This window comes from Alistipes sp. An66 (genome assembly GCF_002161445.1).
GTDB lineage: Bacteria > Bacteroidota > Bacteroidia > Bacteroidales > Rikenellaceae > Alistipes > Alistipes cottocaccae.
Genome location: NZ_NFHT01000014.1, coordinates 1 through 24,723, shown reverse-complemented (window position 1 = coordinate 24,723; position 24,723 = coordinate 1). Strand labels below are relative to the sequence as shown.

Here is a 24,723-nt window from a genome sequence, read left to right as displayed (position 1 = left end):
TATTTTTCAGCACGCTTTTGTTTTCTTTTCTGTTAAAATACGATTAAAAAAGGAAACAAAAGTTTGTTTTTAAGAAAATATGCGTATATTTGCGAAAGGAGAAGAAACTTTTTTATGGATTCGCACCTATAATTAATGTATCGGAGCATGTAAACCGAGGTTTGTCGCTGTTGTCGTAGGGGACTTGCACATTTCCTTCCGGGGCGTTTCCGAAACGAAACCGACGGAAAGCCCGAAAGGGAAAATTACAACCAACAAACCTTTTTGAAATGAAACATCGTTCCTATGAAAACAAGCCGGGCGAGCTGCCGACCGCTTGCAGAAGGCTCTTTCTGCTTCTGCTGTGTGTCCTGTTCTCGTCCCCCGCACTGGCCCAGACGCACGATCTGAAAGGTGTGGTACGCAGTGAAGCGGGTGAACCGGTCCTCGGAGCGACGGTCGTTGTCGAGGGAACCCCGCGCGGCGTTACGACCGACGCGAACGGAGCCTTCACGATCGCCGTGGCCAAAGGCGAAACGCTGCTGGTTCAGTTCATCGGCTATGCGCCGCAGAAATTCCGCATCGAAAACCAGACGATGCTCGACATCACGCTGAAAGAGGCGGCCAACCAGCTCGAAGAGGTCGTCGTCGTCGGATACGGCACCATGAAGAAACGCGACGTCGTGGGCGCCGTGGAGCAGGTCTCGGGCGAAATCTTCGAAATGCGCGCCAACCCCAGCCCCGTGCGGTCGCTGCAAGGCCAGGTCGCGGGTCTGAACATCACCATGAGCGACGGTAAGGCGTCGCGCGGCGCCGACATCAAGATCCGCGGCGCCGTGGGCAGCATCGGCGCCGGAGGCAACGCCCTGGTGCTGGTCGACGGCGTCGAGGGCGACCTCACGGCCGTGAACCCCGACGACATCAAGAGCATCTCGGTGCTCAAAGACGCCTCCTCCACGGCCGTGTACGGAGCCCGCGGCGCCTTCGGCGTCGTGCTCGTCACCACGAAGGATCCCGTCAAGGGCAAGGTCCACATCAATTACAACGGCTCGTTCTCCATCCTCAACCGCACGGTCGAACCGCAGCTCGAAACCAACGGTCTGCGCTGGTTCAACTCCTACCTGGAATCCTACATCGGCTACTTCGAGAAGGAGCCCGCGATGATCAACAACATCTTCCCGTACAGCGCGGCCTGGGCCGCCGAACTGGCACGCCGCGATGCCGACCCCTCCTTCGAGAAGTGGCGCGTGAACGCCGACGGCGAGTATGAGTATTTCGGCAACACCGACTGGCACGACGTCGTCTACCGCGACTTCACCACCGGACACCAGCACAATTTGAGCATCTCGGGCGGAAACGACGTGGCGGACTACTACCTGTCGGGACGCTTCTTCGAGCAGGACGACATCTACAACGCCGGGAACGGCAAGTTCAAGCAGTACAACGTGCGGGCCAAGGGCAGTCTGAAACCGTTCCGCTGGATGCGCATCGAGAACAGCACCGACTTCGTCCGCCGCACCAACCGCCAGCCGCGTGTGAGTGCCACGTTCGAAAACCGCCTGCTGACGATCAACCGCATGCTCGAACACCAGGGATACCCCGTGACGCTGGTCAAGAACCCCGACGGCACGTGGACCGACACGGCCGTCTACATCGGATGGGCCGGATTCGTCGAGGGCGACACCTATCAGGACAACTTCAAGTTCGACATGAAGAACACCACCGCCCTGACCATCGACCTCATCAAGGACGTCCTCACCTTCCGGGGCGACTTCACCTACCTCTACAACCACTCCGAGCAGGACCGCGTCAACAGCCAGCACACCTATTCGACCGGCCCCGGCATCACGGCCGTGCGCGAGGAGTACAGCGACTACGAAAACCGCACCTACAATACGAACTACTACGCCTCGAACGCCACGCTGACCTATTCGCCCCGTCTGGGCGACAACCACTCGCTGACGGTGCTCGCCGGATGGAACGTCGAGGAGAAGCAGTACATGAAGACGCTGGCCAAGCGGACGGGGCTGCTCGACTCCTCGAAACCCAACTTCTCGCTGATGGACGGCACCGACATCACGTTGAAGGACAACGGCAGCTATGAATGGGGATTCGCCGGCGCGTTCTTCCGCGTGAACTACGGCTACCGGGGCAAATACCTCGTCGAGTTGAGCGGCCGTTACGACGGATCGTCGAAGTTCCCCAGCAACCAGGTGTGGGGATTCTTCCCCTCGGCATCGGCCGGATGGCGGATCTCCGAGGAGGGCTTCATGGAGGGCGCGCGCCGCTGGCTCGACAACCTGAAAGTACGCTTCTCGGTCGGCAGCGCCGGCAACGGAGCCGTGGATCCCTACGAGTACCTCTCGATCATGTCGATCAACAAGAGCTCCGTGCTGATGGACGGCTCCTACTTCTCCTACACCTCGGCGCCGGGCATGCAGCCCAAAAGCCTCACCTGGGAGACCGCAACGACCTACGACGTGGGACTCGATCTGGACATGTTCAGCGGACGGTTCAACCTCACGGCCGACCTCTACCGCCGCATGACCACCGACATGTTCACGCCGGGTGACGAGATTCCGGCCGTCGCCGGATACACCGCTCCGCGCGGCAACTACGCCAGCATGCGGACCGACGGCTGGGAGTTGAGCGTCGGTTGGCGCGACAACTTCAAGCTCGCCGGCAAGGACTTCAACTACAACGTGAAGGTCTCCGTCTGGGACAGCACGAGCAAGATCACCAAGTACACGAGCAAGAAGGGACTGCTCCCGACGCTCTACGAGACCAACTACTACGAGGGCATGACCATCGGCGAGATCTGGGGCTACCACGTGCTGGGACTCTTCGCCACGGATGCCGAGGCCGCCGACTGGGGCCCGCGTCAGACGGCGAGCTTCACCAACAACAGCAGCGAGACCTATCTGGCCGGCGACCTGAAATTCGCCGACCTGGACAACTCCGGGCAGGTGGACAACGGCGACGGCACCATCTACAACCCCGGCGACCTGCGCAAGATCGGCAACACGACGCCGCGCTACTGCTACGGCATCAACGTGGGCTTCAACTGGAACGGCATCGGGTTGAGCATGTTCTGGCAGGGCGTCGGACAGCGCGACTGGTTCCCGGCCAAGGAGTCCTCCTACTTCTGGGGACAGTACGGGCGTTCGTACGGATTCTCGCTGCCGTGGCAGAACGAGAACAACCGCTGGACCGAGGAGAACCGGAACACGAATGCCTATTGGCCCCGCCTGCGCGGATACATCGCCGAGAAGACGAAAGGTATCATGTCCACGTCGAACGACCGATACATTCAGGATGCGTCCTACATCCGGTTGAAGAACCTGACCATCGACTACACCTTCCCGAAGAAGATCTCGCGAAAACTCGGCATGGAGTCGCTCAAAGTCTACTTCTCGGGCGACAACCTGCTGACGTTCACCCCGCTGAAAAAGTATGCCAAGAACTTCGACCCGGAAGTGATCGGCTCCGGCGACCAGGACTTCTCGTCGTCCCCGGGCAAGGAGGGCGACGGATACGGATATCCCATGATGCGGAGCTTCACCCTCGGAATAAACCTCACTTTCTAATTCGGACAAGATCATGAAAAACCGCAAAATCATATCGCTGCTGGTGCTGACGTCCCTCGGACTGGCGTCGTGCGCCGACTTTTTCGAGCGCGAGCCCTTTTCGCAGGTGGGAGCCGATACGTTCTTCCGTTCGGAGAAGAATGTGGTGCTCTTCGTCAACGGACTGCTGCAAAAGAACATGCCGGGCTACGCGACGCTGACCTACGGGGACCAGTATTCCGATCTGATGGCCGTAAACAGCACCTCGGATTTCCTCAAAACGGAGTGGAGTCCCGAGAAACAGACCGGCTGGGATGTCAGCGACTGGTCGAACATCTACAACGTCAACTACTTCCTGTCGCGCCTCCCGGAGGCGGCTTCGGACGTAAACAACGACGCGAAGATGAAACACTACGAGGGTGTGGGACGCTTCTGGCGGGCCTGGCTCTACTACACGAAGGTCCAGACCTTCGGCGCGGTGCCCTGGTACGACAAACCCATCGACCCCGAGGACGAGAAGGAGCTCTACAAGGGACGCGACAGCCGCGAGTTCGTCATGGGGAAGATCCTCGAGGACCTGAACTTTGCCGCGACCTATTGTCTGACGGACAAGGCGTATGTCAACAATTCGCAGATCAACCGCTGGGTGGTGCTGGCCTTCAAGGCCCGGGTCTGCCTCTATGAGGGCACCTACCGCAAGTACCATACGGAACTGGGGCTGGAATCCTCGGCCGAGCGCTGGCTTCGGGAGGCCGTTTCGGCGTGCGAGACGCTGATGAACGAGAGCCCCTATTCGCTCGTGCACAGCCCGGCCAATCTGAAAACCCAGTGGCGCAAGCTCTTCACCAGCGAGGAGGTCGACTATCAGGAGATCATCTTCGCCAACGAGTTCAGCGAGGAGCTGCTGCGGTTCCACTCCGCGACGTGGAAGTTCACCTCGGGATCGTACGGGGCCCGCTGGTCGCTCTCGAAGGCGTTCGTCAATACCTACCTGATGCTCGACGGTTCGCGCTTCACCGACCGCAGCAACTACAACCAAACGGAGTTCACCGAAGAGGTCCAGAACCGCGACTACCGTCTGATGCAGTCGATCATCACGCCCGGCTATTCGAAAAAGGTCGCCGGGGTGGATACGCCGACAGCCCCGGACTTCTCGCTGACGCTCACGGGCTATCAGGTCATCAAGTGGACGCTCGACGACGACAAGTACGAAGGGACGAACAACAGCATCAACTCGCTGTCGGTCTTCCGCTTCGCCGAGGTGCTGCTCAACTACGCCGAGGCGAAGGCCGAGCTCGGGGAGTTCGGCGAGGCCGAATGGAACCAGACGATCAAGCTGCTGCGCGAGCGCGCCGGGGTCAACGGCAAGGCGCCGCTGTCGGCCGATCCCTACCTGATCGCCTACTACGACAACCAGACCTCCGACAAATGGATCCTCGAAATCCGCCGCGAGCGGGCGATCGAGCTGCTGCTCGAAAACCTGCGCTACGAGGATCTGATGCGCTGGAAGCTGGGCAAGCTGCTGGAAAAGGAGTGGGACGGGATCTACATCCCCGAGAAGGAGAAGGCCTATGACCTGAACGGCGACGGCATCAACGACGTCTGCGTGACGGACGGCAAGCCGGGGACGGAGAAAGGGGTGTTCTACATCGACCTGACGAAGGGACAGTACACGCTCAATGCGGACAACTGCCTGGTCTACAACGAAACGCGCATGTGGGCCGACCGCAAGTACCTGCATCCCATTCCGAAGACGGCCGGCATCATCAATCCGGCACTGGGACAAAACGAAGGATGGGGTGAATGACGCTGATGCGGAATTCGCGTCACCATCGAGCCGGCGGGATTTTATCCGGGACATTCCGCCGGCATTTTTTACGGGTGCGGATCCGGCCGTTTGCCGTTGCCGCCATCTCCGGCGGTCGGGCCCGACCGCTGCCGGCGGGCTCCGCCGACTATCGGGAACTCCGTGCGTTCCGGCATGCGGAGGAAGGGGAGGGGTCGTGATGGATGACCCGACAGCCCTCCATCCGCACGCTAAAACTCGATCCGATAGCTGATGTTGGGGACGATGTTCGCCTCACGCTCGGGCTCCACCTGCCCGGAGAGGTAGTTGTAGCGATGGCCGTAATAGTCCCTGTACCCCGTCAGGTTCAAAACTTTCAGCGCGAATTCATGCGCCACGCGCCGGCGGTTGATCCGGTAGCTGACGGTCAGATGGGCCAGCAGCACGGGATTCAGCTGTTCCGTGAAGGGGCGGCTCCCGTCGTAGACCGCCTCGCGGAGCGCCGCCGAAGCGTCCTCGTCGATCGGCGAATAGCGGTCGCCGCCCTGGAAGGTTATGCGGCCGCTGATGCCCAGCATGTTTCTCCGGCCGCGTCCCAGCATCCACTCCTTTCCGGCCAGCACGTTCAGCACGTAATGGCGGTTGTAGCGCGTGTCGAACCACGAGCCGTCGGCCATCCGGTAGCGGGCGTCGAACAGCGAGGCCGTCGCCATGTAGTAGAAGCCCCGCGCGAGGAAGCGCTCGAAGGTGATGTCCACGCCGCAGTTCAGGCCCCGGCCATCGTTGGTCAGCCGTTCGGCGAGGAACCAGTCGTCACCGCCCTGCAAGTTGACGAACGAAAGGGTAGTCCCCGGGACGGTCGGCACCGAGTAGAGATACTGCACATAGGGCTCCACCCGCAGGCGGCAATCCCGATCGACCCGCCAATCCCAGGCAAGCGACAGATGGCAAGCCTTCGTAAAGTCGAGATCCCGGTTGAGCGGCACGCCGTCGCGTTCCGTAAAATAGTAGTTCAGCATCTCCAACCGGCTGTGCAATCCGCAGGCAAGAGCAAGCGAATGGTCCGGAGCCGCCTGCCATTTCACGCTCACGCGCGGTTCCAGCGTCCAACGGCCGTTGAGCGTGAACCACTGTGCATGGAGCCCCACGCCTGCCTCCCAGCGCGGCGAGATCCGGAAAACCGATTGTGTCCAGGCGGAAAGCAGGACGCTCATGCCCGCCTCGTCGGTCAGCGTCTGCAACGCGCCGTCGCGCGCCGGGGCATCCTGCATGAACTGGTCGTAGCGCAACCCCGTCAACCGGATGCCCGTCCGGTTCGTATGCCGCCCGCCGAAGCGGGTTTGGAGTGCCGTTGCGAAGACGAGATTCCAGTCCGTATTGCGGATGACGTTCTGCGGCAGGGGAACCGCCTCGTCGTTCATCCGCTCGGTGTGCATGTCCAGGCCGCTGACCGTCGCGGCAAGACCGGCCTTCCATTGCGAGGCGCGGCCCACCCGCACCGTGTGGTTGAGCCCCACGGCGCCCATGTACTGGCGCACGTCCTGATTCTCCATATCCTGATCGTAGGCCCATTTCGCAGGATCGGTCCCGGCGACGGTCCCCGAGCGGTCCATCAGGCCGACACCCCACAGCGAGAAGGTCCCGGCCCGGCGGCTCGGGAAGGAAAGTTTGAACGAGAGGTCCTGGTAGTTCGTCCCCTCGGCATCCGCGGGAAGCAGCGGCGTGAGCAGCGAGAGGGTCGAATAGCGGTAGTTGAAGAGGTACGATCCGTCGTAGTTTTTCGAAAAGGGCCCCTCGGAGGCGGCGTCGATGCCGAGGATCCCTAACTGGAAGGTATGTTCATGGCGCGCGTTGTTGCCGTTGCGCAGGTACATGTCGAAGACACCCGAGAGGGCGTTGCCGTATTCGGCGGGGAAGGCGCCCGTATAGAAGTCCGAATTGCCGAGGACCTGGCTGCTCAACGTCGTGAGCCCGCCGCCGCCGAAGCTCGTCACCTCGGCGAAGTGGTTCGGATTGGGGATCTCCACCCCCTCCATGCGCCATTGCAGGAATTTCGGGGCATTGCCCCGCACCACGATGCCGTTGTTGCCGACCGTCGAGGCGACTCCGGCAAAGGCCGAGACCAGACGCGCCGGGTCGTCCATACCTCCGGCATAGCGCGCCGCCTCCTCGACGCTCAACATGCGGCCGCCGGCAAGGGCCATCGAATTCAGCGGCTCGGTCTTGTCGATCGCGGGCCGTATAACGACCTCCTCGACGGCAACCAACGCCTCCGACAGGCGAATGTCGAGCACCACCTCCTTCGACGAACCGACGAGGATCTCGCGCAGCCGTGTCGGCTCATAGCCCAGACAACTCACCGCGACGTCGTGCCGTCCCACGGGTACCCTCCGCAACACAAATCGTCCCAGCGAATCGGTCGTCGCACCGACCGGCGGCTGCATGTCTGCGACCACGACCGTGGCATACGCGACGGGGTGGCCGCTGTCCCGATCCGTGACGGTGCCCCGGATGGTCTGCGAGACGGTTTGGGCGGACAGGGTCGCGCAGATCGACAGAAATACGGGGAACAGGAGGAGCAGTCTCTTCATGGCGGATTCGTTTGCGGATTGTTACCGCAAAATTAACCTCCGCATCCGCCTGCGGCAATACTGATTTATCAGTAATCAGGCATCGAGAATCCCGAGGATCCAGGCGTACTTGACCGCTTCGAGCGAGTTGTCGACGCCGAGTTTCGCGAGGATCCGCTGCCGGTGGGTGTTGACCGTATGGATGCTGATGTGCAGTTCGTCGGCGATCTCCTTGCTCGGGCGGCCCTGCGCGATGCGATGCAGCACCTCCCGCTCGCGCGGCGTGAGGATCTCCTCGCGGTCGAAGAAGTCGTCGAGCGGCGAAAAGGAATCCCCCGTGCGGGTATCGATCAGCTGCGAGGCGACCTTGTAGGGCGGCTGCTGGTTCGCCGAGAGGTTGACGATGCTCAACACCAGCCACACGTTTCCCGCGCGGTCGGTTTCCAGAATCTGGAACTCCTCCGTCACCCGTTTGTACACGCCGTGAACCAGGGCGCGATATTCGCGGATCAGTTTGAAACGCCGGACATCCATATTCGGATTCCTGCGCAGAAAGACGTGGCGCATGCCTGCCACGCCGTTCCTGGCCACCTGCACGAGATCTTCCGGGTGGATCCGTACGCCGGCATACTCCTGCTGCGGATCGCTGAAAAGCGCCCGGTGGAACTCCGACTCATAGGCGTGTTCGCACCGGTGCAGGTCGAAGATCGAAACGGCGCACCCGGCCAGAAGGACCGATGAGGAGAGTGCGGCGATGTGACGTGCGAGCACGGCCGGATCAAAATCCTCCTCACGGAACTGCTGACCGGCCAACAGTTCGGCATATTGTTTTTGCAGGATTTCCATCGGGAGCAGATGTAGTTTTCTCGCACAAAGATAGCGAATTTCACGAAACCGGACATCCGGTTCGATCGGAGAAACACCCGTCTCGGAACTACGCGCCGTAGAAACAGGAGGCTGTGGCGCCGCCATCGACCAGAAAGTCGCTCCCGGTGACGAACGATCCCCGGGGCCCCATCAACAACTCCGCGACATTGGCCACCTCGTCGGCCGTTCCGGGGCGTCCGGCCGGACAGCGGGCGAACATCTCCTTGTAGAAGTCGCCGCGCGGGCCGTTGAACTCGTCCAGCGCCAGCGGCGTGACGATGATGCCCGGCGAGATGGAGTTGATGCGGGCGCCTCGCCGGCCCCATCTGACCGCCTCGGCCATCACGCGCTTGACGTTGCAGCGCTTGGCCAGCTGGTAGGCGTGCAGCGTGTCGCGGATGTTGCGGGGTTGCAAAATCTCCAACGCAAGCAGCTCTTCGGCCGGTGTCGTGGCCAGCAGCCGGTCGGTCTCTTCGCCGAGAGCCGGCAGGCGGTGTCCCGACTGGCTGGAAACGGTCACGCCGACCCCTCCGCGGCAGATGACCCGTCCGACCTCCTCCAACAGCACCGCCGTGCCGTAGAGGTCGACCCGGAGGATCGTTTCCACGGAGGCCTGACTCGGGGAGACCCCAGCCGCATTGACCAACATCGAGATCTCGCCGCAGCTCCGGGCCGTGTCGATCAACGCGAGGATCGAATCCCGCGAGGAGAGATCCATCTCGACCGGGACGGCATCGAATCCGGCCCGATTCATCGTTTCGGCAATCGATGCGGCGTGCTGCGGGCTCTTGTCGCCGATGACAATCTTCATGCCGGCGCCCATGCGGCGAGCGATTGCCATGCCGATCTGTCCGGCACCGGTCAGGATCATGACGTTTTTCATATCCTCAATATTTCAACCGTTTCAACCACTCCAGCACCTGCCTCCGGGCCGTCTCCCGCTCGTTCTGCGCCACGGCTCCCCGCACGGCCAGCCCGTTCAGCACCGAAGCGCCCCGACAGGCCGTCCGCAGCCGGTTCTCCGTATCGGAAAGGCCGCTTCCCTCGTGCGTACAGAAGGGAATGACGACCTTGCCCTGCCAGTCGTGCCGTTCGAGGAACGTATAGACGGGCATCGGCAGATCGCCCCACCAGTTGGGATACCCGAGGAAAATGACGTCGTACTCCTCCGCGGCGATCTCTCCGACGAGTGCCGGACGGGCCTTTGACCGCTTTTCCCGCTGGGCGATCTCCGTGCAGGCCCGATAATCGTCGGGATAGGGTATTGCCGGCTCGATGCGGAAGAGGGTTCCACCGGTCGCGGAGGCGATCAGCTCCGCCACGATATGCGTATTCCCCTGCTCGATGTGGCCCACGGCGTAATTCTCCCCGGTGCGCGAGAAAAAGGCCACCAAAATCTTTTTCGTATTCATGTTTCTCTCTTTTACCAGTGTGTTTTGTGCGTGTGTGAATGCCGGCAGCGATACGGCCAGCAGCAAAGCCGCGATCAAAGTTCGTTTTTTCGTCTGTTTCATGGCAATGAGTAGCTGTTGGTTGGGTTTCAACGGCAAAATTACGCCGCGCGCGGCATCCCGGGGTTATACAAAACACGGGAAGACTTCACATATCCACCGATCCCGTCGTAGCGAGGGTGAAAACTCGGCCGGATTTGCTAACTTTGTGAGACGAAACCCGCAAATCCGCCCCTATGGAGAAGACGCTGTTGAATATCGAGACCATCACCGAATACAACGACCTGCTCGGCGTGGAGACGCTGCATCCGCTGGTGAGCGTGATCGACCTTGCGAAGGCCCGTCCCATGCGCCACATGCGGCATACGTTCAGTTTCTACGTGGTATTTCTCAAGGATGAGAAGAATTGCGACCTGATCTACGGCCGCCAGCGCTACGATTATCAGAAGGGTTCGGTCGTCTGCCTCGCCCCCGGACAGGTCATCGGCATCGAGGACACGGGCGAGGAGTTCCAACCCCAAGGCTATGCGCTCTGCTTCCACCCTGACCTGATCCGTGGCACCCACCTTGGGCGCCATATCGGCGAGTACACCTTCTTCTCCTACGAGGTTAACGAAGCGTTGCACCTCTCCGAGCGCGAGCGCACGACCTTCATCAACTGCCTGGAGGCTATCCGCGAGGAGCTCGCCCACGATGTCGACCGTATGAGCCGGCGGCTGCTGGTCACCCAGATCGAACTGCTGCTGGACTATTGCCTGCGCTTCTACGAGCGGCAGTTCATCACCCGGCAGCAGGCCAACCGCGATATTCTGACCCGTTTCGAGAGGCTGCTCAACGCCTACTTCACGGCGGACAACGCCCTGCACAAGGGGCTGCCGACGGTGAAATACTGTGCCGGAGAACTGTGCCTGTCGCCCAACTACTTCAGCGACCTCATCAAGCGCGAAACCGGCAAAACAGCCTGGGAATACATCCAGCATAAGATCATCAGTCTGGCCCGGGAGCGGCTTCTGATGCCGTCACACAGCATCAGCGAAGTCGCCTACGGGCTGGGATTCCAGTATCCGCAGCACTTCACGCGGGTCTTCAAGCGAGCCACGGGCATGACGCCGAACGAGTACCGGAGTCAGTCCGAGACATAATCGGTCTGCATCTCAAAAAAATACTGCGACAAGGTTCAACTTGCCGCAGCATAAAAGGGTGAAACAGATTCCCGTCTATTGATTCGATACCGGTCCCTGAAAGGGGTGTTTTGAGGTCGCGGGTGACGAATCCCGCCCTGCGACAAAATACAAGAGGACAGGGAGAACCTTTCGGCTCTCCCTGTCCTCTTGGAGCGGAAAACGGATTTCCGACCCAAGCATATTCCTCATTCACAATCAGCGCATTACGTGAGGCATTTCCCTCAAAGGTCACTCCTGCGATGCGGTCATCATGCACTCGTTTGCATCCCAATGCTTTCGACAAAGATAAGAAATCTTCAGGCCAAATACAAACTCAAAATCCGATTTTGCGCCGCGACCGCTCCGGCTGCCCGAGTATTTCCGAACGACAGTATTCGTCGAGTTGCTCGAATGAAGGCTCCGCGCCCTGCAGGATCATATCAACCGTCCGTTTGCGGGCGATATTTTCAATTTGTCCACCGCTGAAATCGTACCGTTCGGCCAGTGTCTCAGCCATCCGCTCGTTGAGTGTCGGAATCATCGACCGCCAGATCCGACTCTTCGCCTCCGTCGAGGGTTTCTCGAACTCGATCTTATAGAGAAAACGCCGCTCAAAAGCCTTGTCCAGATTCTGTGTAAGGTTCGTGGTGGCAATCATGATGCCGTCCAACTGCTCCATCTCCTGCAGAATAATATTCTGGATTGAGTTTTCCATCTTCTCGACGGCCCGCTGTGCCCCCTCCTGGCGGATACCCAGCACGGAATCCGCCTCGTTAAAGAGCAAGATCGGGACTCGCTCTGATTGGCGCACATAAGAGCGGTAACGGTCGAATGCCGCCTTGATGTTCTTCTCACTCTCGCCGACCCAACAACTCTTGATCTGTGAAACATCGACAACCATCAGATCGCGCCCCGTGCGACGCGCCAACTGGTAGACCGTCTCGGTCTTGCCCGTCCCCGGCGCACCGTAGAAGAGGCAGGCAAACCCCTTGCGCATACCGCCCGCCTCCAGCCGCTGCTGGATATCGGCGAAATGTTCGGGGTCGAGGAGTTCTCCCAATCGGTCAATCTGCCGCTGCACCGCCGGGTTATAGAAGAGCTCCTTGGCGGCGAAAGTCGTGCAGTCAAGCAGGTGGCTTTTCTTTTTGGTCTGCTGATCTGTCCAATGTAGATCGGCGAACAACTCTTCCTTAGCTTTGTTCGTCAGATGATAATATTCCGGATCGTTTATGCCATCGGAGTTACAGTTTTCGAGGACGTTCATCGTCTGAAGTACAAGACTGTGGCCTTTCAAATGATAGGATATAAAACGCATGTCGCTTCGAGAAAAAAACTCATCCCAGTCGTGTTCGCCAACCATATCATTGTCCAGATTGATGAAGCGATTACAGAAAACGTACAAAAGCAACCTTTCTTCGTTGTAATCCCTTAAACCGTAGGATTGAATCGTCCGGCAGAAGGCAAGCTGCGGGTTGGCGGCAACCAACAGGTCAAGTTCCTGCAACAGCCGATCCTTATCGGTTCCCTTAAAAACCTCGGCCATCCGGTCGAAAAGCTGTTCAGTTGTCAAATGATCAATCGGAGCTGGAGTATATACCCGGTTCTCCTTGATGGCGTTCACCAACTCCTTTGGCACGGAATAACAGATAGAATCTCCATCCTTGATGCGTCGGATGAAACGTTTTTCGACCAACATATCGGCTTCGGCCATCATCGAAATAATACGCACTGTACGGCATCCCACCAACTCGGCGAAGTCGCTGATTTGGATATGGTCGTCTGTGCTTTTTTCAATAAAGAGGGCGAAAACCAGCGCCTGTTCCTCGTTGAGCGACATGCTCTCGGCAACATACGCCAAGGCAGGGCGGGCCTTTTCATGGAAGGTATCCCCGAGTTTCAGTTCAACTGCCAGGTTGACAATCTGCTCGATGGCTCCGATCAAGGTTTGCTTCGATTTCTTTCCGTCCTGAACCTGTTTAACCTCCGTATCACAAACTGTTTCTTTCGCATCCAATCTCCGTTTCATGGCATCCGAATTTGATTTCAGCAACAAAGTTCGAGACATGTTGCGCCAAAATATGACTCAACCTAATATTCATTTAAACAAAAGCCCCCTCTTTCGCAAAAAGAGGGGGCATATCGCAATCCAATTCTATTCCGAAATCAGAGGCTACATGTATTTCTTCGCCAGTTCCGTCAAGGCAGCGACATGTTCCGCTTCCGATTTCCCTTGCGGATGTTCTGTCCCGAGGAATACGGTATCTCCGATTTTGTAAACAACAGCCTTGTATCCGGCCCAGTTTTTCTCCTCAAGAACAGCAGGCGCCGTATCATTGTTCACACTGCACAGGAAATCATAATTCCAGTTCTTCCCGGTGAGCAGTATGACAACCTTTGGCCGCAGGACAGACAATTCCTGCTTGAATATCTCAAAACAGAGGTTTTCCTGTTTCTTGCACAGCGCATTGGAAGGATTCGAACCATCCGGAGACAGTTTGTAAAGATTGTCCCATGCAATATGTTCATACCAGTCCGGCTGCGGGCCAATCACCCCCTGCGTAACGTTCCGGATAACCCGCCAGAATGCGGATTTTTTCCAATAACTCTCCACCCACTTCATCTGGTCGGGACGGGCAAATACCTGCGATTCGCAACCATCCGTGAACAACCGTTTGGTATCCCGGTCGTCCACGGCCCATCCATAGGTGGCGCGTCCGACGAACAGCAAGCCTCCGGGTTGGTATTTTTCACCCCACTGCACGCAAAATGTCGTGTAGCTTTTCTCCTGTTCGATTTTCGCCAATTTCTCATACAACGGGTAAACAGCCGTTTTCAACGATTCTTTGATGTTCATGACAAAAAGATTTAGATAATAACAAATTTAATTAAAAACAAGTAAACCTCAAAGATGAACGCTTTTTCCCATTGCTGATCCCGATTCAAATAAAATCATTATCAGAAGCGAAACATCCTCCAGAAGTTTGGCGTCTCAATGAGCCTGCATCGCAAACATCCCCATAGACAGCGGTTCGGGTGGCGGATTCTTTCATCGTTACCATGAAGTTTTCCACAAAATAAAGAGGAGGATGAGCCGAATCGTAGCGCAACATGCGGGGGCAGTCGCCCGCACATCGGTCATGCACAATCAAGGCGTCAAAATCAGGATGCCGCCAGTAAAAAACGGAATCACACTCGGGCTACGACACAGCCGCGGAGGCGACTAAGAGGATAAAAAGGAGGGTACCGGCCGTCGACCATGCATATCCCAGTTTTTTCTTGGCAATCTCCCAATCGGGGTTTGCCCAGAAATCACGCGGGGCAATGCACATCTCAACGCTGTACTTGTAAGCAATCAGAAATCCTGCCAGGGGAAGCAGACCGGCAAGCCCGGCTTTCCAGGTCAGGCCCCACATGAGCACATCGAAAGCGACAAGAACCACGATGCTCACTGTCAATAAAATAAAAGTTAAAAATCTAACCATGACTTTCTTTTGAGTTATGACAATCCATATTTAGGATAAGACTAAAATCAACCACATCATGTATCATGGATGAGGTTTTACTTAAATTCTATACACCCTTTCGCCATAAGCGGCAACAGCGTCAGCAAAAAAACAGCCGTGTAAGCATCGCACCAGAAATTAATATTCAAACGATTACGTAATGTTATCAATAACATAAAATGATCTTCCGATACTTGGTCTTCCAATGTTTCTATTTTTTTATCTATTTGTATGTTCACAATGTCCGACAAAAGATACCTAACGTGACTGTTGCCCAGTGTTTCGAATTGGTCTGCAAAAAGATAAAAGGTGAGTTCTATTGCATTATCCATATCGTAATACAATTCTCCGTTATATTGTCTTTGGGTAACCCCCTTAATCGGACTTTTGAAAAAGCATGGACGATTGACAATCAGATCGCTACAATCGATCGATGTAATTCCTGCGCGTAAGTAATAGTTTTTGAGAATCGATTCATGTGCAGAAATAGCATGACGAGTGGTGAATCCCATCTGTAATGTTGTACGACAGAATTGCATATCGAGTTCCGTATTGGCAGAGGCTTTTTCTTTACTTTTTGCCAACTTATCGCAATAGTTCGTAACCAAAAGATTCATCGCATGATCGCGATTACACCATTTCCTGATGCTCTCCATTTTTAGTTTGTTCTCCGGGTCGGAGACGATCCAGTTCTGAAATACAGCAAAAATTTTTTTCGTTGCATCTTCAAGTCGATTGAAGTTGAAGTTACATTTTTCGGAAAGTTTTATTTGTTGTGCATGTGATAACTGATCGAATGTGTTCAGTTGATTCAAATAATTTTCTAATTGCGTCCTGGCCTTTTCTATTCGAGCCTTGCGTTGAGTTTTCAGTTGTTCCGTCCGAGCTTTTTTCTGTGCTTTTAATTCTGCTTCTTGTTCTGCCAATAGTTTCTCCCTACGCTTGCGAGCAGGATAGCTCACAAGCCACCAAATACCTAATCCTGCATATTTTATCGGAATCCAGATGATGTAATAAAGGATAACAATAACCCAATCCATATTATAACTTTTTCATTTATTCGTTTGATAAAAAATCAGCTATCGCATCTGCGATTTTCAATCCGGTTGATAATTCTACCCAAAGCCATTGCCCGTTGGGATTGCATTCAAGAAAGACGTACTCGCCCGAGGGGGTAACGATAAAGTCAAAGCAACCGAAGTTAAGGCCCATCCGATACAGGAACGCCACGCATTGCGATGAGACGGTGTCCGGCAAGGCAAATGCGTTCTGTTTCAGCCCGTGTTCATACCCCTGCCGCCAGTCGATGCGTCCGGTCTCCTCCTGCTGTGCCTGCGAATCTATTTTGCAGGCAAAAACCTGTTTTCCAACCACCGTAACCCGTAATTCAAACGCCTTTTCGATGTATTCCTGGACGAAACTCACCGTTTGCGAGAAGGCTTCGTTCGGGACTTCCCGCAGAGAGGCAGCCGGGGTCTTCTGGGCATAGAAAACATAGTCCACGCCGTGTTTCTCGTCCCAAACATCGCAAACATCAATCGGCTTCAAAATCAAGTCGGCACACTCCTGCGATAGTTTCAGGAACTGTTCCCTGGAGTTGGAGAAACACGTTCTTGGAATTTTGAATCCGACTTCGCGGGCAGTTGCATATTGCAGCATCTTGGATGCTGCCGGACGGTCGTTGACCACGCTGCCGATGGAGGGGATATCCTTGAGCCAATAACGTAAAAATACCAGAAAACCGAGCGCCTCCTCGCGATTGTGCCGGTCAATCTCCGGAGTACTTGGATAGGGAAGCTCTTCGGGCTTTTCCGGACGACGGTCCCAAAGGGCCGTTATCTCCCGTCCGGTCGTTTCCAGTCCGTTCAGCCGACAGCGAATCCAGAAAGAGATCTCCCCGGCTGCATCGACCTGCCAACCAAAATCGTAATCGGTGAGCAGCGCCTCCGTATTCAACCGGAAGACCGGCACACCCCGCGCCGACAATCGTTCGATTACCGGTGTGGGGTGTGCGTCCTCCTTGTTGGTGATAATCAGAATCATTTTACACTCTTCTGATCGTCAATCTCATTCTTTCGATCCGTTTTACTACCTGTACCGCCCGAAGTATTTCTGTATTTTGTGGAAAAAGATTTCAGCGAATACGTCCCTACGATACGCATCTCAATCGGTATAATCTGCATAATGGGATCGTAGATAATGGGCTCTTCCTGTTGGAGGACTTCGATAGGCTGCGGTTTGGTGCATCCCATCAGCAACGGCATCACCGTGCCGCAACTTGTTCTTGTTTGATTGTAAATCATAGCTCTGAAATTTAAAGGTTAAACATCATTTATCGTTCAAAGGCAACGCTTGACGTCGGGTTTTGGACAGACAAAAAAAGAGGCGCGAACTCCGGCTTTTTATCTCTAAGGTCCGACCAAGGTACCCATACCACAAAAAGCGAAGCCCGCGCAGTACGCGAGTTCCGACTTGGGCTTTGTGGTACTTCGTCTTTTTACTTGGTCGGTTTAAGAGATAAAGTGCAAGCCGTCGAAAAAGCTATATGTCCTTCTTGTTTATGTCATAGGACAAATATAGCAAAAATTCCGTTCCCTGCGCAAGGCTTCGTGATTTTATGGTATCGTTTCCATGATGCTGATTTATTTTTCCAGTCAGGGCCAAAAATAGTCTTCACATGGGAAAAATCACGACACATGTTTTTAACATGCATTCCGCAATATCGCACTTTGCCCTTTCCGGCACAAAGTATTGGAAACTCTTCTCGAATCGAAAAGTCTTGTTGAAATTTATTATATGGGCATAGAGGAAATTAAGAACATAAGCCATAATTTAGCACATGTATTTATTATCTTTGTACACGAAATCAAATTCTTACCCTAAACGAGGTCCCATATGACACGGAATAGAAAAACACGCAGTTCGTCGAAAAGTAACGCCGCCATGCTCTTCAACCGCTATGTCTGGCTGGTCGATACGATCTACCGCGCCGGGCGGATCTCGTTCGAGGAGATCAACGAACGCTGGCAGCGCTCGTCGCTCAACGAGACCGGCGAGGAGCTTCCCCTGAAGACCTTTCACAACCACAAGAACGCTATCCAACAGATGTTCGACATCAACATCGAGTGCGACCGCAAAGGCGGCTACCTCTATTACATCGAACATGCCGAGGACATGGAGCGGGGCGGCGTGCGGACGTGGCTGCTGAACACCTTTGCCGTGAATCACCTCATCAACGAGAGCCACCACCTCAAGCGACGTATTCTTTTCGAAGAGATTCCCTCGGGGCAGCGTTTCCTGACGCAGATCATCGAGACGATGCGCGACAACCGGACACTGGAAATGACCTACCAGAGTTTTTGGAACGATACGCCCCGAACGTTTGAAGTGGCGCCCTACTGCGTCAAGGTGTTCCGCCAGCGGTGGTATGTCGTGGCATGCAGCACGAGTGATGACCGGCTGCGCATCTACGCGCTGGACCGCATCCGGGAACTCCGCACGTCGGAACACCGGTTTGTCCTGCCCGAAGATTTCGATCCGCAGGCCTATTTTGCCGACTCGTTCGGGGTGGTGGTTGATGGAATTTGCAAACCGGAGCGGATTCGGGTCCGGGTATCGGGCATTCAGCGGCAATACATCCGCACGCTGCCCCTGCACGCTTCGCAGCAGGAGACCGAAATTACGGACGATTCTTCCCTCTTCGAGTTCTACCTGCGTCCGACGCTCGATTTCCAGCAGGAACTGCTCTCCCAGGCAGCCAATACCGACGAGTGGTTTGAAGTGTTGGAGCCCGCATGGCTCCGAGACCAGATGAAGCAGGTCGGAATCAATCTGCTGGAAGCGCACAACGGCACATTGTAAGATGCCTCTGAATCCGTCCCATATTACCCATCTCCGGGGTATTCGCAACGGCTTTGCCGTCTTCGGTGTCGGACCGGAACAGGACCGTCGATATGGATTGATCGACCGCAACGGGGAGATTGTTGTCGAAGCGCGATTCCGATATGCCGACTACCATTGGTCCGACCGGCAGGGAACCGACTTGCGGTATGTCAAGTTTCATCCGACGGATTCGGACAGCAGCTATCGCCTGTTCGACACACAAACCGGAGCGTGGATACACATCGGCAGCAATCGCCGTCCCGAACCGATTCCCGGCCATGACGGACTTTTTCTTACGTTCCGGCAAGGCCTCATCGGAATCGCGGATAACGACGGACGACAGGTTGTCCCCGAGATATATGGTGCGATATTCCGTATCGGGGAGCGCTTTCTGGTTCAGGATCCCCGAACCGGGAAATTCGGAATCCGGACGTCAGAAGGCGAGACGGCGGTTCCGTGCATCCTTGCATTTGATCGGATAGCCTGTGATGCCGGGAAGGTCCTTGCCCGGCAGACCGGTGAATGGTTTTATGTGGACGCTTATGGGGAACGAACGGCCAATCGGCCGGCAATTGCACTACCGGGGAATGTGTTGGGTGTCAATTTGTACGGCGACCGTATCTGCTATTATATTCCATGCCGGGAAAAGTTGCGTGGACTGGATGATCGGGCGTGCGGCATGCTCGATGCCTTCGGAACGGAGTTGTTGCCGCCGATTTGGTTCGTAATAAACAGATTGAATGGGAAGTATTTCAGCGTGGGTGATGCAGAGACGTTTTTTTGCGGATTGGCCGATTCTGACGGGCACACGATTATATCGGCAGACGCTGGCGTCTATACCTGGATTCCGATAAAAGAAAATGAGAATCTATGGATATTCGGGACCGATAGAAACGGTTCGGATTTGAACTATGGAATGGTAAGAATTGGTCCGGACAAGGAGGTGCAAGAGGTCTTTCCAGCCCGATTTGTGTACCCGCACTGGCTTCCCGATTCCGAAACACAAGGCCATGGATGCATTGTCCTTGCACAAAACAGACATCGAGAAGAGGCCCTGCGTTGCGGTATATTCTCCCTGAACGGAGAACAACTCGTACCGTCCGAATACGACGACATTCTTTTGGGCGACGATCCCGACCGCATAGCCGTCTGCAAAGGCGGCGAATGGTCCTTCATAAACCCCAAAAACGAACGTACCCTGTTTTAGTCATAATGACATCAAAGAAGAATCCAGCTAAATAAGCCGGATTCTTCTTGAATAACAACGAGGCTATAAGGCCGGAGCATGTCGGCCTTTATAAACGCCATCCGGATGTCGCGCGCAGTTACTGGCTGTCATGGAAGAGATACTGCTAAATGATTGCCCGCAGTATTTGCAGGTATACTTGCTTTTCTCACTTCCCTCATAGCGTTTATGTCTTCCCTTATTACGATATCAAGGATAAATTGGGCAAGGAGGAACTCGGGCTCTCCAATGGAGAGAACAGTTTTCTCCATATTTCGCAGTTGATGGAGAACGAAGGCGTTTACATACTGGATGAACCGGAAAACAGTTTATCGCCGGAGATACAATACCAATTGTCACAACTCATCCTCTACATGGCCCGTTATAACAATTCGCAGATTATCATGGCGACGCACTCACCCTTTTTATTGGGGATCAAAGGAGCAAAAATTTATAATCTTGATACGCATTCGGTCAGTGTGTGCAAATTTGAAGAGTTGGAATCGGTGCGATTCTACTATGATTTTTTGTGCGAACGCTTAAATAAAAAAGAATAGATTCAAAAGGTATTCTTCCCTATGACGTGTAATGTGATATGTTCTACTTTTTATGAAATTTATTCGCATGATGAATCAATAATAATTGAATGACTCGCTATATTGCAGATACAGCCAATTATAAGAGGTGCTGAGCCGTGTGGCTCATATAAAACATATGCTGTGGATCGGCACGGCCGACATCAAGGATTTGTACGTAAAGCTCGGAACGGGGAGCGAACCCTTCCTTGCGGTGTTGGACATTCTAGCACGGCGGGGGTGTGGAGGTGCGATGCATGCCAAGGAACCGGGGCCCAACTTCCAGGCGGATTTCGACCGATATCCGGCCTTGTGGGGAAGCTTGAAACGCAGGCTGTGCCCGAGAATTCATTTCAAGATTCTGATTTTCGACTGTGAGGTTGCCGACATCGGTTCGGCCAACCTGACAGGTGCCGACATCGGCATGAAAAGCGATGGCAAACGCAACTTCGAAGCGGGTATTCTGGCCGATGAGCCGGGGTTGGTAGATGCTGCAGCCGACCATTTCGACTCGGTCTGGACGGGAGCCCATTGCCCATCCTGCCTCCGCAGGAATTATTGCCCGAACCGCATCCGATAAACTCACCTGTCCCGCTTCGTCATGGACTGCATTTTCCCCAATCGTTCGGGAACATAAGCTGTGTTTCGGCCGTACTGCCCTCTACCTTTGTCTCAACGACAAAACGGCAAAGGCAATGAATCGGATCGTAAAAATGCGCGACGTGCGGTTTGACAAGAGTCTCTTCGTCAATTTCCGCACCCGTACCGTGCTCGACAACCTGTTGTGCAGCTACCAGGGGCTGCCCAAAGGGGTGAATTACATGATTATCGGAGACCCCGGCGTCGGCAAGACCACCATCATTCTCGACATGCTTGCCAATATTCATGCCGCGCAACCCGCGGCACGGATTCTCTTCATCAGTGCCGAAATGAACGAGATTGACCTGGCGGTCTATGTCGAGCGTTTCCCGAAGTTCAGCGATCTGGAAATTCTCTTCGTAGAGTGCGGATTCGATGAAGATGCCCATACCTGGCAACTCGTTTCCGATACGCTCAACGAGGGTTGGGACATTGTTGCCATCGATTCGTTCTACGAACTGCAGGGCATTGTCAAGGAGGAGGAGAACGTCACGAACAAGCGGGCCGAGAGCATGCTGCTGTCGCTCATCAAGCAGCAGAACAAGGCACAGAACCAACGCGATGTCAACACGACGTTTCTAACCATCCAGCAGGTGACGAAATCGGGCGCCTTCATCGGTTCGAACCGGCTGAAACACATGATTACAGCAATGATGGAGCTGCGTTTGGACAATCCCAAGAACATCTACTCCGACCGGTACGTCACATTCTCGAAGCATCGTCGCGGAGATGTCGGGGTAAAACTCTACTACAACCTGAGTACGACGGGAGATGTATTTTTCGACGAAGAGCGCTACGAACAGGAACAGGCCATCAAGCGTCTGCAACACAATGTCCGGAATGAACTTCACAACTTTGCCGACCGCTTCGACCAATTGTTCAACACCCTTAATAGACAACACAATGGATAACCAGACTTATTTGAGACGACGGGACTCGTTCGTCGCGGCGCAGTTGCCCTTCCGTACCGTGACGCCGCAGGAGCTCATTTCAACGGGCGAACATACCTACAAGGTCAATGGTTTGGAACTGACCTTTGAACCGGAAGTGTGCAGACTGCTGGATTCATTTCTCGGTTTGTCCCAACATCAGACAAAGGCCGTTTCAGAGACGTTCGGCAGCGAAGGCATCCGCGACCTGCGCAACTATCTGGCTCTGTCGAACAGCATTGAAAAAGCTGGGAAAATAGCGTTGCTTGCCGACCCCGGTACGCGGACGGTTGTCGGAGCAACCCCCATCAAGAAGGAGGCCATTCCAGTTACCTCGTTTTTTGATTTTCTGGAGATGTTCATGAATGAAAACGACTATGCGCCCGAACAATTCTATACCTCGGAGGTCGGAATTGGCGGCGTCACAGTAAGTTTACAACCCCATCATGTCATTTACGATGAATTTGCACCCGGAGACGAACTCATTTCCAACGGCATATGGTTCCGCTGGAATTTGGGCGAGGTGGAAGCCGGGAACTACTACATGCGCATGGTCTGCACAAACGGCCAGATGGCTCGAGTAGATAATAAAATTGCACGGACGAACCAGCTCGATGCCTCTTCGATGCACAACATGCTGTCATTACCTGAAAACAAGGGATTCACGCAGCGAAATCTCAACAAGATGAAGACGAATGCATTGCTTGCCATGCAAACCGACGCATCGGTGGGTGAGGTGCAGACGGCAAATCGTCTGCTGAAACGCTACGGCGTGGACGAATCCGTGGCCGATGAAATAGCTCCCTGTCATCGGTTGCTGTCTTCGTATGCCGCAGCTGGATACGACCTGAAGCATTTTGCACTTACCATGGCACATAGTGATCTGAAAATGAGGGAACTGTTCAATCGATTGACAGCCTATGCAACCCATACCACTGACTGGAAGGCAGATGACAATCGTCGCAGCGGGCTGATGATGGAGAGCCTGCAGCTACTCAATTGTCCTCGGGACATCCGGCAATATGTAAACATCTTTCAATAATTGAGATACCCTCGTTTTTGATTGAGTATGCCCTGCCGTGCAGCCATTTGGCACAGCAGGGCTTTTACTTTGCCGAAAAGCCTGGATATGGGCATCAGATACTATTCCAAGAACAGCAAGACGGGATTTCAGACCTCGGGCGATACGACCTGGTGAATTTCGAAGCCCCTCACAATACAATCTGACAACCAACCACTTAGCTCAATTCAATATCATCGGCCAACGAGGCCGCTACGGATTGCTCAACCGGTTGGGTGGATGGACACAGCCGTTTCGCTACGACGTGATCCTACCCGTCAACCAACGAGGGAACGACCGTTTGGCCTGCATCCGCCGACACAAGGTGATGTTTTTGTGAGATAAACCATTTTTTTTCAATCCATCCCTTTCCACCCGATAGCGACCAGCTCTGGACTTGGCGGTAACGGATGCAAGGTCGTCCCCGTGGGACGCTTCGTACAGCCTTGCAGCCGATACCGGCAAGTCGGATCTTTGCGGACGGGTGGAAAGGGAAAAGCTTTCGGCAAAGAGTTGTAACAGATCACTCTCTCTGTTACCGACTCGGTCCTCGCGACTTCTTCTTCGGGGTGATAAAGCGGCGCGGTCGATCCTGCTGTCGTTCGGTTTGGGAAGGGCGCGGTTCGCGGGGATCGTCCCAACTCTCCCGATAGGTCGTATCTGATGCGTTCTCCTTCCACAGGTAGGGACGTGCCGTTGTGCCTCCCCACCATTTCACCAGTGCCCGCACGACATACCCCGCTTCGATTCGATCCCGATCCATGCGTCGCATCGTGTATTTCCCATACTCCACCCAGTCCCGCGGATCGTCCCGATAGACCCACGCCATCTGCAGCCGGTCGTCCATCACCACATAACCTTCCATTTGCTGCCCCCGCACGAAGATCGGCTCTCCCTCACGGAGCATCTCGATCTGCTCTTTGGTCAAGGGCTTGCCTGCAATCGACAGATTCCAACGCGGAGATTCTAACTGCTGTTGTCGTTGTTTTTCCTCTTCCAGCTTTTGCAGAATGGACGTGACCTGCGGACGTTGTTCGTCCGCGTAGTTGCGGACCCGCTCGATCATCATCTGTCGGAAGTGATTCTGTTCGATACGTTGCGTCAGGCGGCCGTAACTGAACTTCCGATCCACCTGCGAGGCCTTGAACGTATGCCCCTCCAGGGTGAAGGTCACACCCTGGATCTCCTTCGCCGTATCTCCGCCCCGATGAACAAAGATCGTGGCGACTTGTCGTTTGGCCAGCTCTTCGGCTAATGCCGTCCAGGAGGTGCTGTCGGGCAGCAGCTCCCGCAGGTGGTCGTAAATGCGGTGGCGCAGTTGCTCCGGGCCATGCAGTCGTTCCGTGGAGACCTGCTCCTTGCCGCGCGAGAAGGTCAGCCCATATTCCTGTTTGAGTTCCCTGCAGATGCGCATGTTGCGCAGGCGTTCGTTTCGGTCCGAGACCAGCGTCGTGTCGTAGCGTACCCGGTTGTAGAGAATATGCAGGTGGGGATGTTTCGTATCGGTGTGGCGCACGACAAGGTATTG

Annotated in this window: 21 protein-coding genes; 9 read left to right on the top strand and 12 right to left on the bottom strand. The window is 55.1% G+C overall.

Going from position 1 to position 24,723, the window contains the following annotated elements:
* The first annotated feature begins 269 nt into the window (after nucleotides 1–269).
* Both B5G16_RS09635 and B5G16_RS09630 read left to right on the top strand, forming a co-directional pair.
* Nucleotides 270–3,566, top strand: coding sequence for a SusC/RagA family TonB-linked outer membrane protein (locus B5G16_RS09635; RefSeq protein WP_087263533.1), 3,297 nt, complete (start codon nucleotides 270–272; stop codon nucleotides 3,564–3,566).
* A 13-nt stretch (nucleotides 3,567–3,579) separates the two neighbouring features.
* Nucleotides 3,580–5,352 carry a RagB/SusD family nutrient uptake outer membrane protein gene (locus B5G16_RS09630; protein WP_087263532.1) on the top strand — a complete coding sequence of 591 codons (1,773 nt, stop codon included), beginning with the start codon at nucleotides 3,580–3,582 and terminating at the stop codon, nucleotides 5,350–5,352.
* A gap of 230 nt (nucleotides 5,353–5,582) precedes the next feature.
* Here B5G16_RS09630 and B5G16_RS09625 read toward each other — a convergent pair whose 3' ends face one another.
* The 4 genes from B5G16_RS09625 to B5G16_RS09610 form a co-directional block, all read right to left on the bottom strand.
* Nucleotides 5,583–7,922 (bottom strand): TonB-dependent receptor, encoded by a 2,340-nt coding sequence (locus B5G16_RS09625; RefSeq protein WP_087263531.1) that lies wholly within the window; start codon nucleotides 7,920–7,922, stop codon nucleotides 5,583–5,585.
* A gap of 75 nt (nucleotides 7,923–7,997) precedes the next feature.
* A complete protein-coding gene (locus B5G16_RS09620; RefSeq protein WP_162612052.1) occupies nucleotides 7,998–8,747 on the bottom strand; it encodes a helix-turn-helix transcriptional regulator in 750 nt (249 codons plus the stop codon).
* Between the two features lie 88 nt (nucleotides 8,748–8,835).
* Nucleotides 8,836–9,651, bottom strand: a complete 816-nt coding sequence (locus B5G16_RS09615; RefSeq protein ID WP_087263529.1) for an SDR family oxidoreductase — start codon at nucleotides 9,649–9,651, stop codon at nucleotides 8,836–8,838.
* A 4-nt stretch (nucleotides 9,652–9,655) separates the two neighbouring features.
* Nucleotides 9,656–10,180, bottom strand: coding sequence for a flavodoxin (locus tag B5G16_RS09610; protein ID WP_239406074.1), 525 nt, complete (start codon nucleotides 10,178–10,180; stop codon nucleotides 9,656–9,658).
* A 275-nt stretch (nucleotides 10,181–10,455) separates the two neighbouring features.
* On the opposite strand from B5G16_RS09610, the gene B5G16_RS09605 reads away from it, so the two are divergent.
* Complete coding sequence (locus B5G16_RS09605; protein WP_087263527.1) at nucleotides 10,456–11,361, top strand: helix-turn-helix domain-containing protein; 906 nt, start codon at nucleotides 10,456–10,458, stop codon at nucleotides 11,359–11,361.
* A 355-nt stretch (nucleotides 11,362–11,716) separates the two neighbouring features.
* On the opposite strand, the gene B5G16_RS09600 is transcribed toward B5G16_RS09605, so the two are convergent.
* The 6 genes from B5G16_RS09600 to B5G16_RS09575 all read right to left on the bottom strand — a co-directional run bounded on the left by B5G16_RS09600 (nucleotide 11,717) and on the right by B5G16_RS09575 (nucleotide 17,188).
* Entirely contained in the window at nucleotides 11,717–13,408 is a 1,692-nt protein-coding gene (locus tag B5G16_RS09600; protein ID WP_162612051.1) for an ATP-binding protein, read from the bottom strand.
* A 144-nt stretch (nucleotides 13,409–13,552) separates the two neighbouring features.
* Complete coding sequence (locus B5G16_RS09595) at nucleotides 13,553–14,236, bottom strand: hypothetical protein (protein WP_143260862.1); 684 nt, start codon at nucleotides 14,234–14,236, stop codon at nucleotides 13,553–13,555.
* 343 nt (nucleotides 14,237–14,579) lie between these two features.
* Complete coding sequence (locus tag B5G16_RS09590; protein ID WP_087263524.1) at nucleotides 14,580–14,864, bottom strand: hypothetical protein; 285 nt, start codon at nucleotides 14,862–14,864, stop codon at nucleotides 14,580–14,582.
* A 77-nt stretch (nucleotides 14,865–14,941) separates the two neighbouring features.
* Nucleotides 14,942–15,925 (bottom strand): DUF4169 family protein, encoded by a 984-nt coding sequence (locus B5G16_RS09585; RefSeq protein ID WP_087263523.1) that lies wholly within the window; start codon nucleotides 15,923–15,925, stop codon nucleotides 14,942–14,944.
* 16 nt (nucleotides 15,926–15,941) lie between these two features.
* Complete coding sequence (locus tag B5G16_RS09580) at nucleotides 15,942–16,928, bottom strand: hypothetical protein (RefSeq protein WP_087263522.1); 987 nt, start codon at nucleotides 16,926–16,928, stop codon at nucleotides 15,942–15,944.
* Entirely contained in the window at nucleotides 16,925–17,188 is a 264-nt protein-coding gene (locus B5G16_RS09575; RefSeq protein WP_087263521.1) for a hypothetical protein, read from the bottom strand. Before B5G16_RS09575 ends, B5G16_RS09580 begins: the two co-directional genes overlap by 4 nt.
* Before the next feature lie 592 nt (nucleotides 17,189–17,780).
* Here B5G16_RS09575 and B5G16_RS09570 point away from each other — a divergent pair.
* On the top strand, nucleotides 17,781–18,746 hold the full coding sequence (locus B5G16_RS09570) for a helix-turn-helix transcriptional regulator (RefSeq protein WP_239406072.1): 966 nt from the start codon (nucleotides 17,781–17,783) through the stop codon (nucleotides 18,744–18,746).
* Between the two features lies 1 nt (nucleotide 18,747).
* Nucleotides 18,748–19,974, top strand: coding sequence for a WG repeat-containing protein (locus B5G16_RS09565; RefSeq protein WP_087263519.1), 1,227 nt, complete (start codon nucleotides 18,748–18,750; stop codon nucleotides 19,972–19,974).
* A gap of 128 nt (nucleotides 19,975–20,102) precedes the next feature.
* Here the strand turns inward: B5G16_RS09565 and B5G16_RS12890 are convergent, their stop codons facing one another.
* Entirely contained in the window at nucleotides 20,103–20,264 is a 162-nt protein-coding gene (locus B5G16_RS12890) for a hypothetical protein (protein WP_239406071.1), read from the bottom strand.
* Between the two features lie 12 nt (nucleotides 20,265–20,276).
* Between B5G16_RS12890 and B5G16_RS12885 the strand changes: the two genes are divergently transcribed.
* From B5G16_RS12885 to B5G16_RS09540, 4 genes are all read left to right on the top strand, one after another.
* Nucleotides 20,277–20,549: an AAA family ATPase gene (locus B5G16_RS12885; RefSeq protein ID WP_239406070.1), complete on the top strand. Its 273-nt coding sequence runs from the start codon at nucleotides 20,277–20,279 to the stop codon at nucleotides 20,547–20,549.
* A 157-nt stretch (nucleotides 20,550–20,706) separates the two neighbouring features.
* Nucleotides 20,707–21,147 (top strand): phospholipase D family protein, encoded by a 441-nt coding sequence (locus B5G16_RS09550; RefSeq protein WP_239406069.1) that lies wholly within the window; start codon nucleotides 20,707–20,709, stop codon nucleotides 21,145–21,147.
* 115 nt (nucleotides 21,148–21,262) lie between these two features.
* The gene (locus tag B5G16_RS09545) at nucleotides 21,263–22,117 is read left to right on the top strand and encodes an RAD55 family ATPase (protein WP_087263516.1); all 855 of its coding nucleotides are present in this window, start codon (nucleotides 21,263–21,265) and stop codon (nucleotides 22,115–22,117) included.
* Nucleotides 22,110–23,177 (top strand): hypothetical protein, encoded by a 1,068-nt coding sequence (locus B5G16_RS09540; protein WP_087263515.1) that lies wholly within the window; start codon nucleotides 22,110–22,112, stop codon nucleotides 23,175–23,177. Before B5G16_RS09545 ends, B5G16_RS09540 begins: the two co-directional genes overlap by 8 nt.
* Before the next feature lie 553 nt (nucleotides 23,178–23,730).
* Here B5G16_RS09540 and B5G16_RS09535 read toward each other — a convergent pair.
* On the bottom strand, nucleotides 23,731–24,723 hold a 993-nt coding region (locus tag B5G16_RS09535), incomplete at its 5' end, for a relaxase/mobilization nuclease domain-containing protein (RefSeq protein ID WP_087263514.1).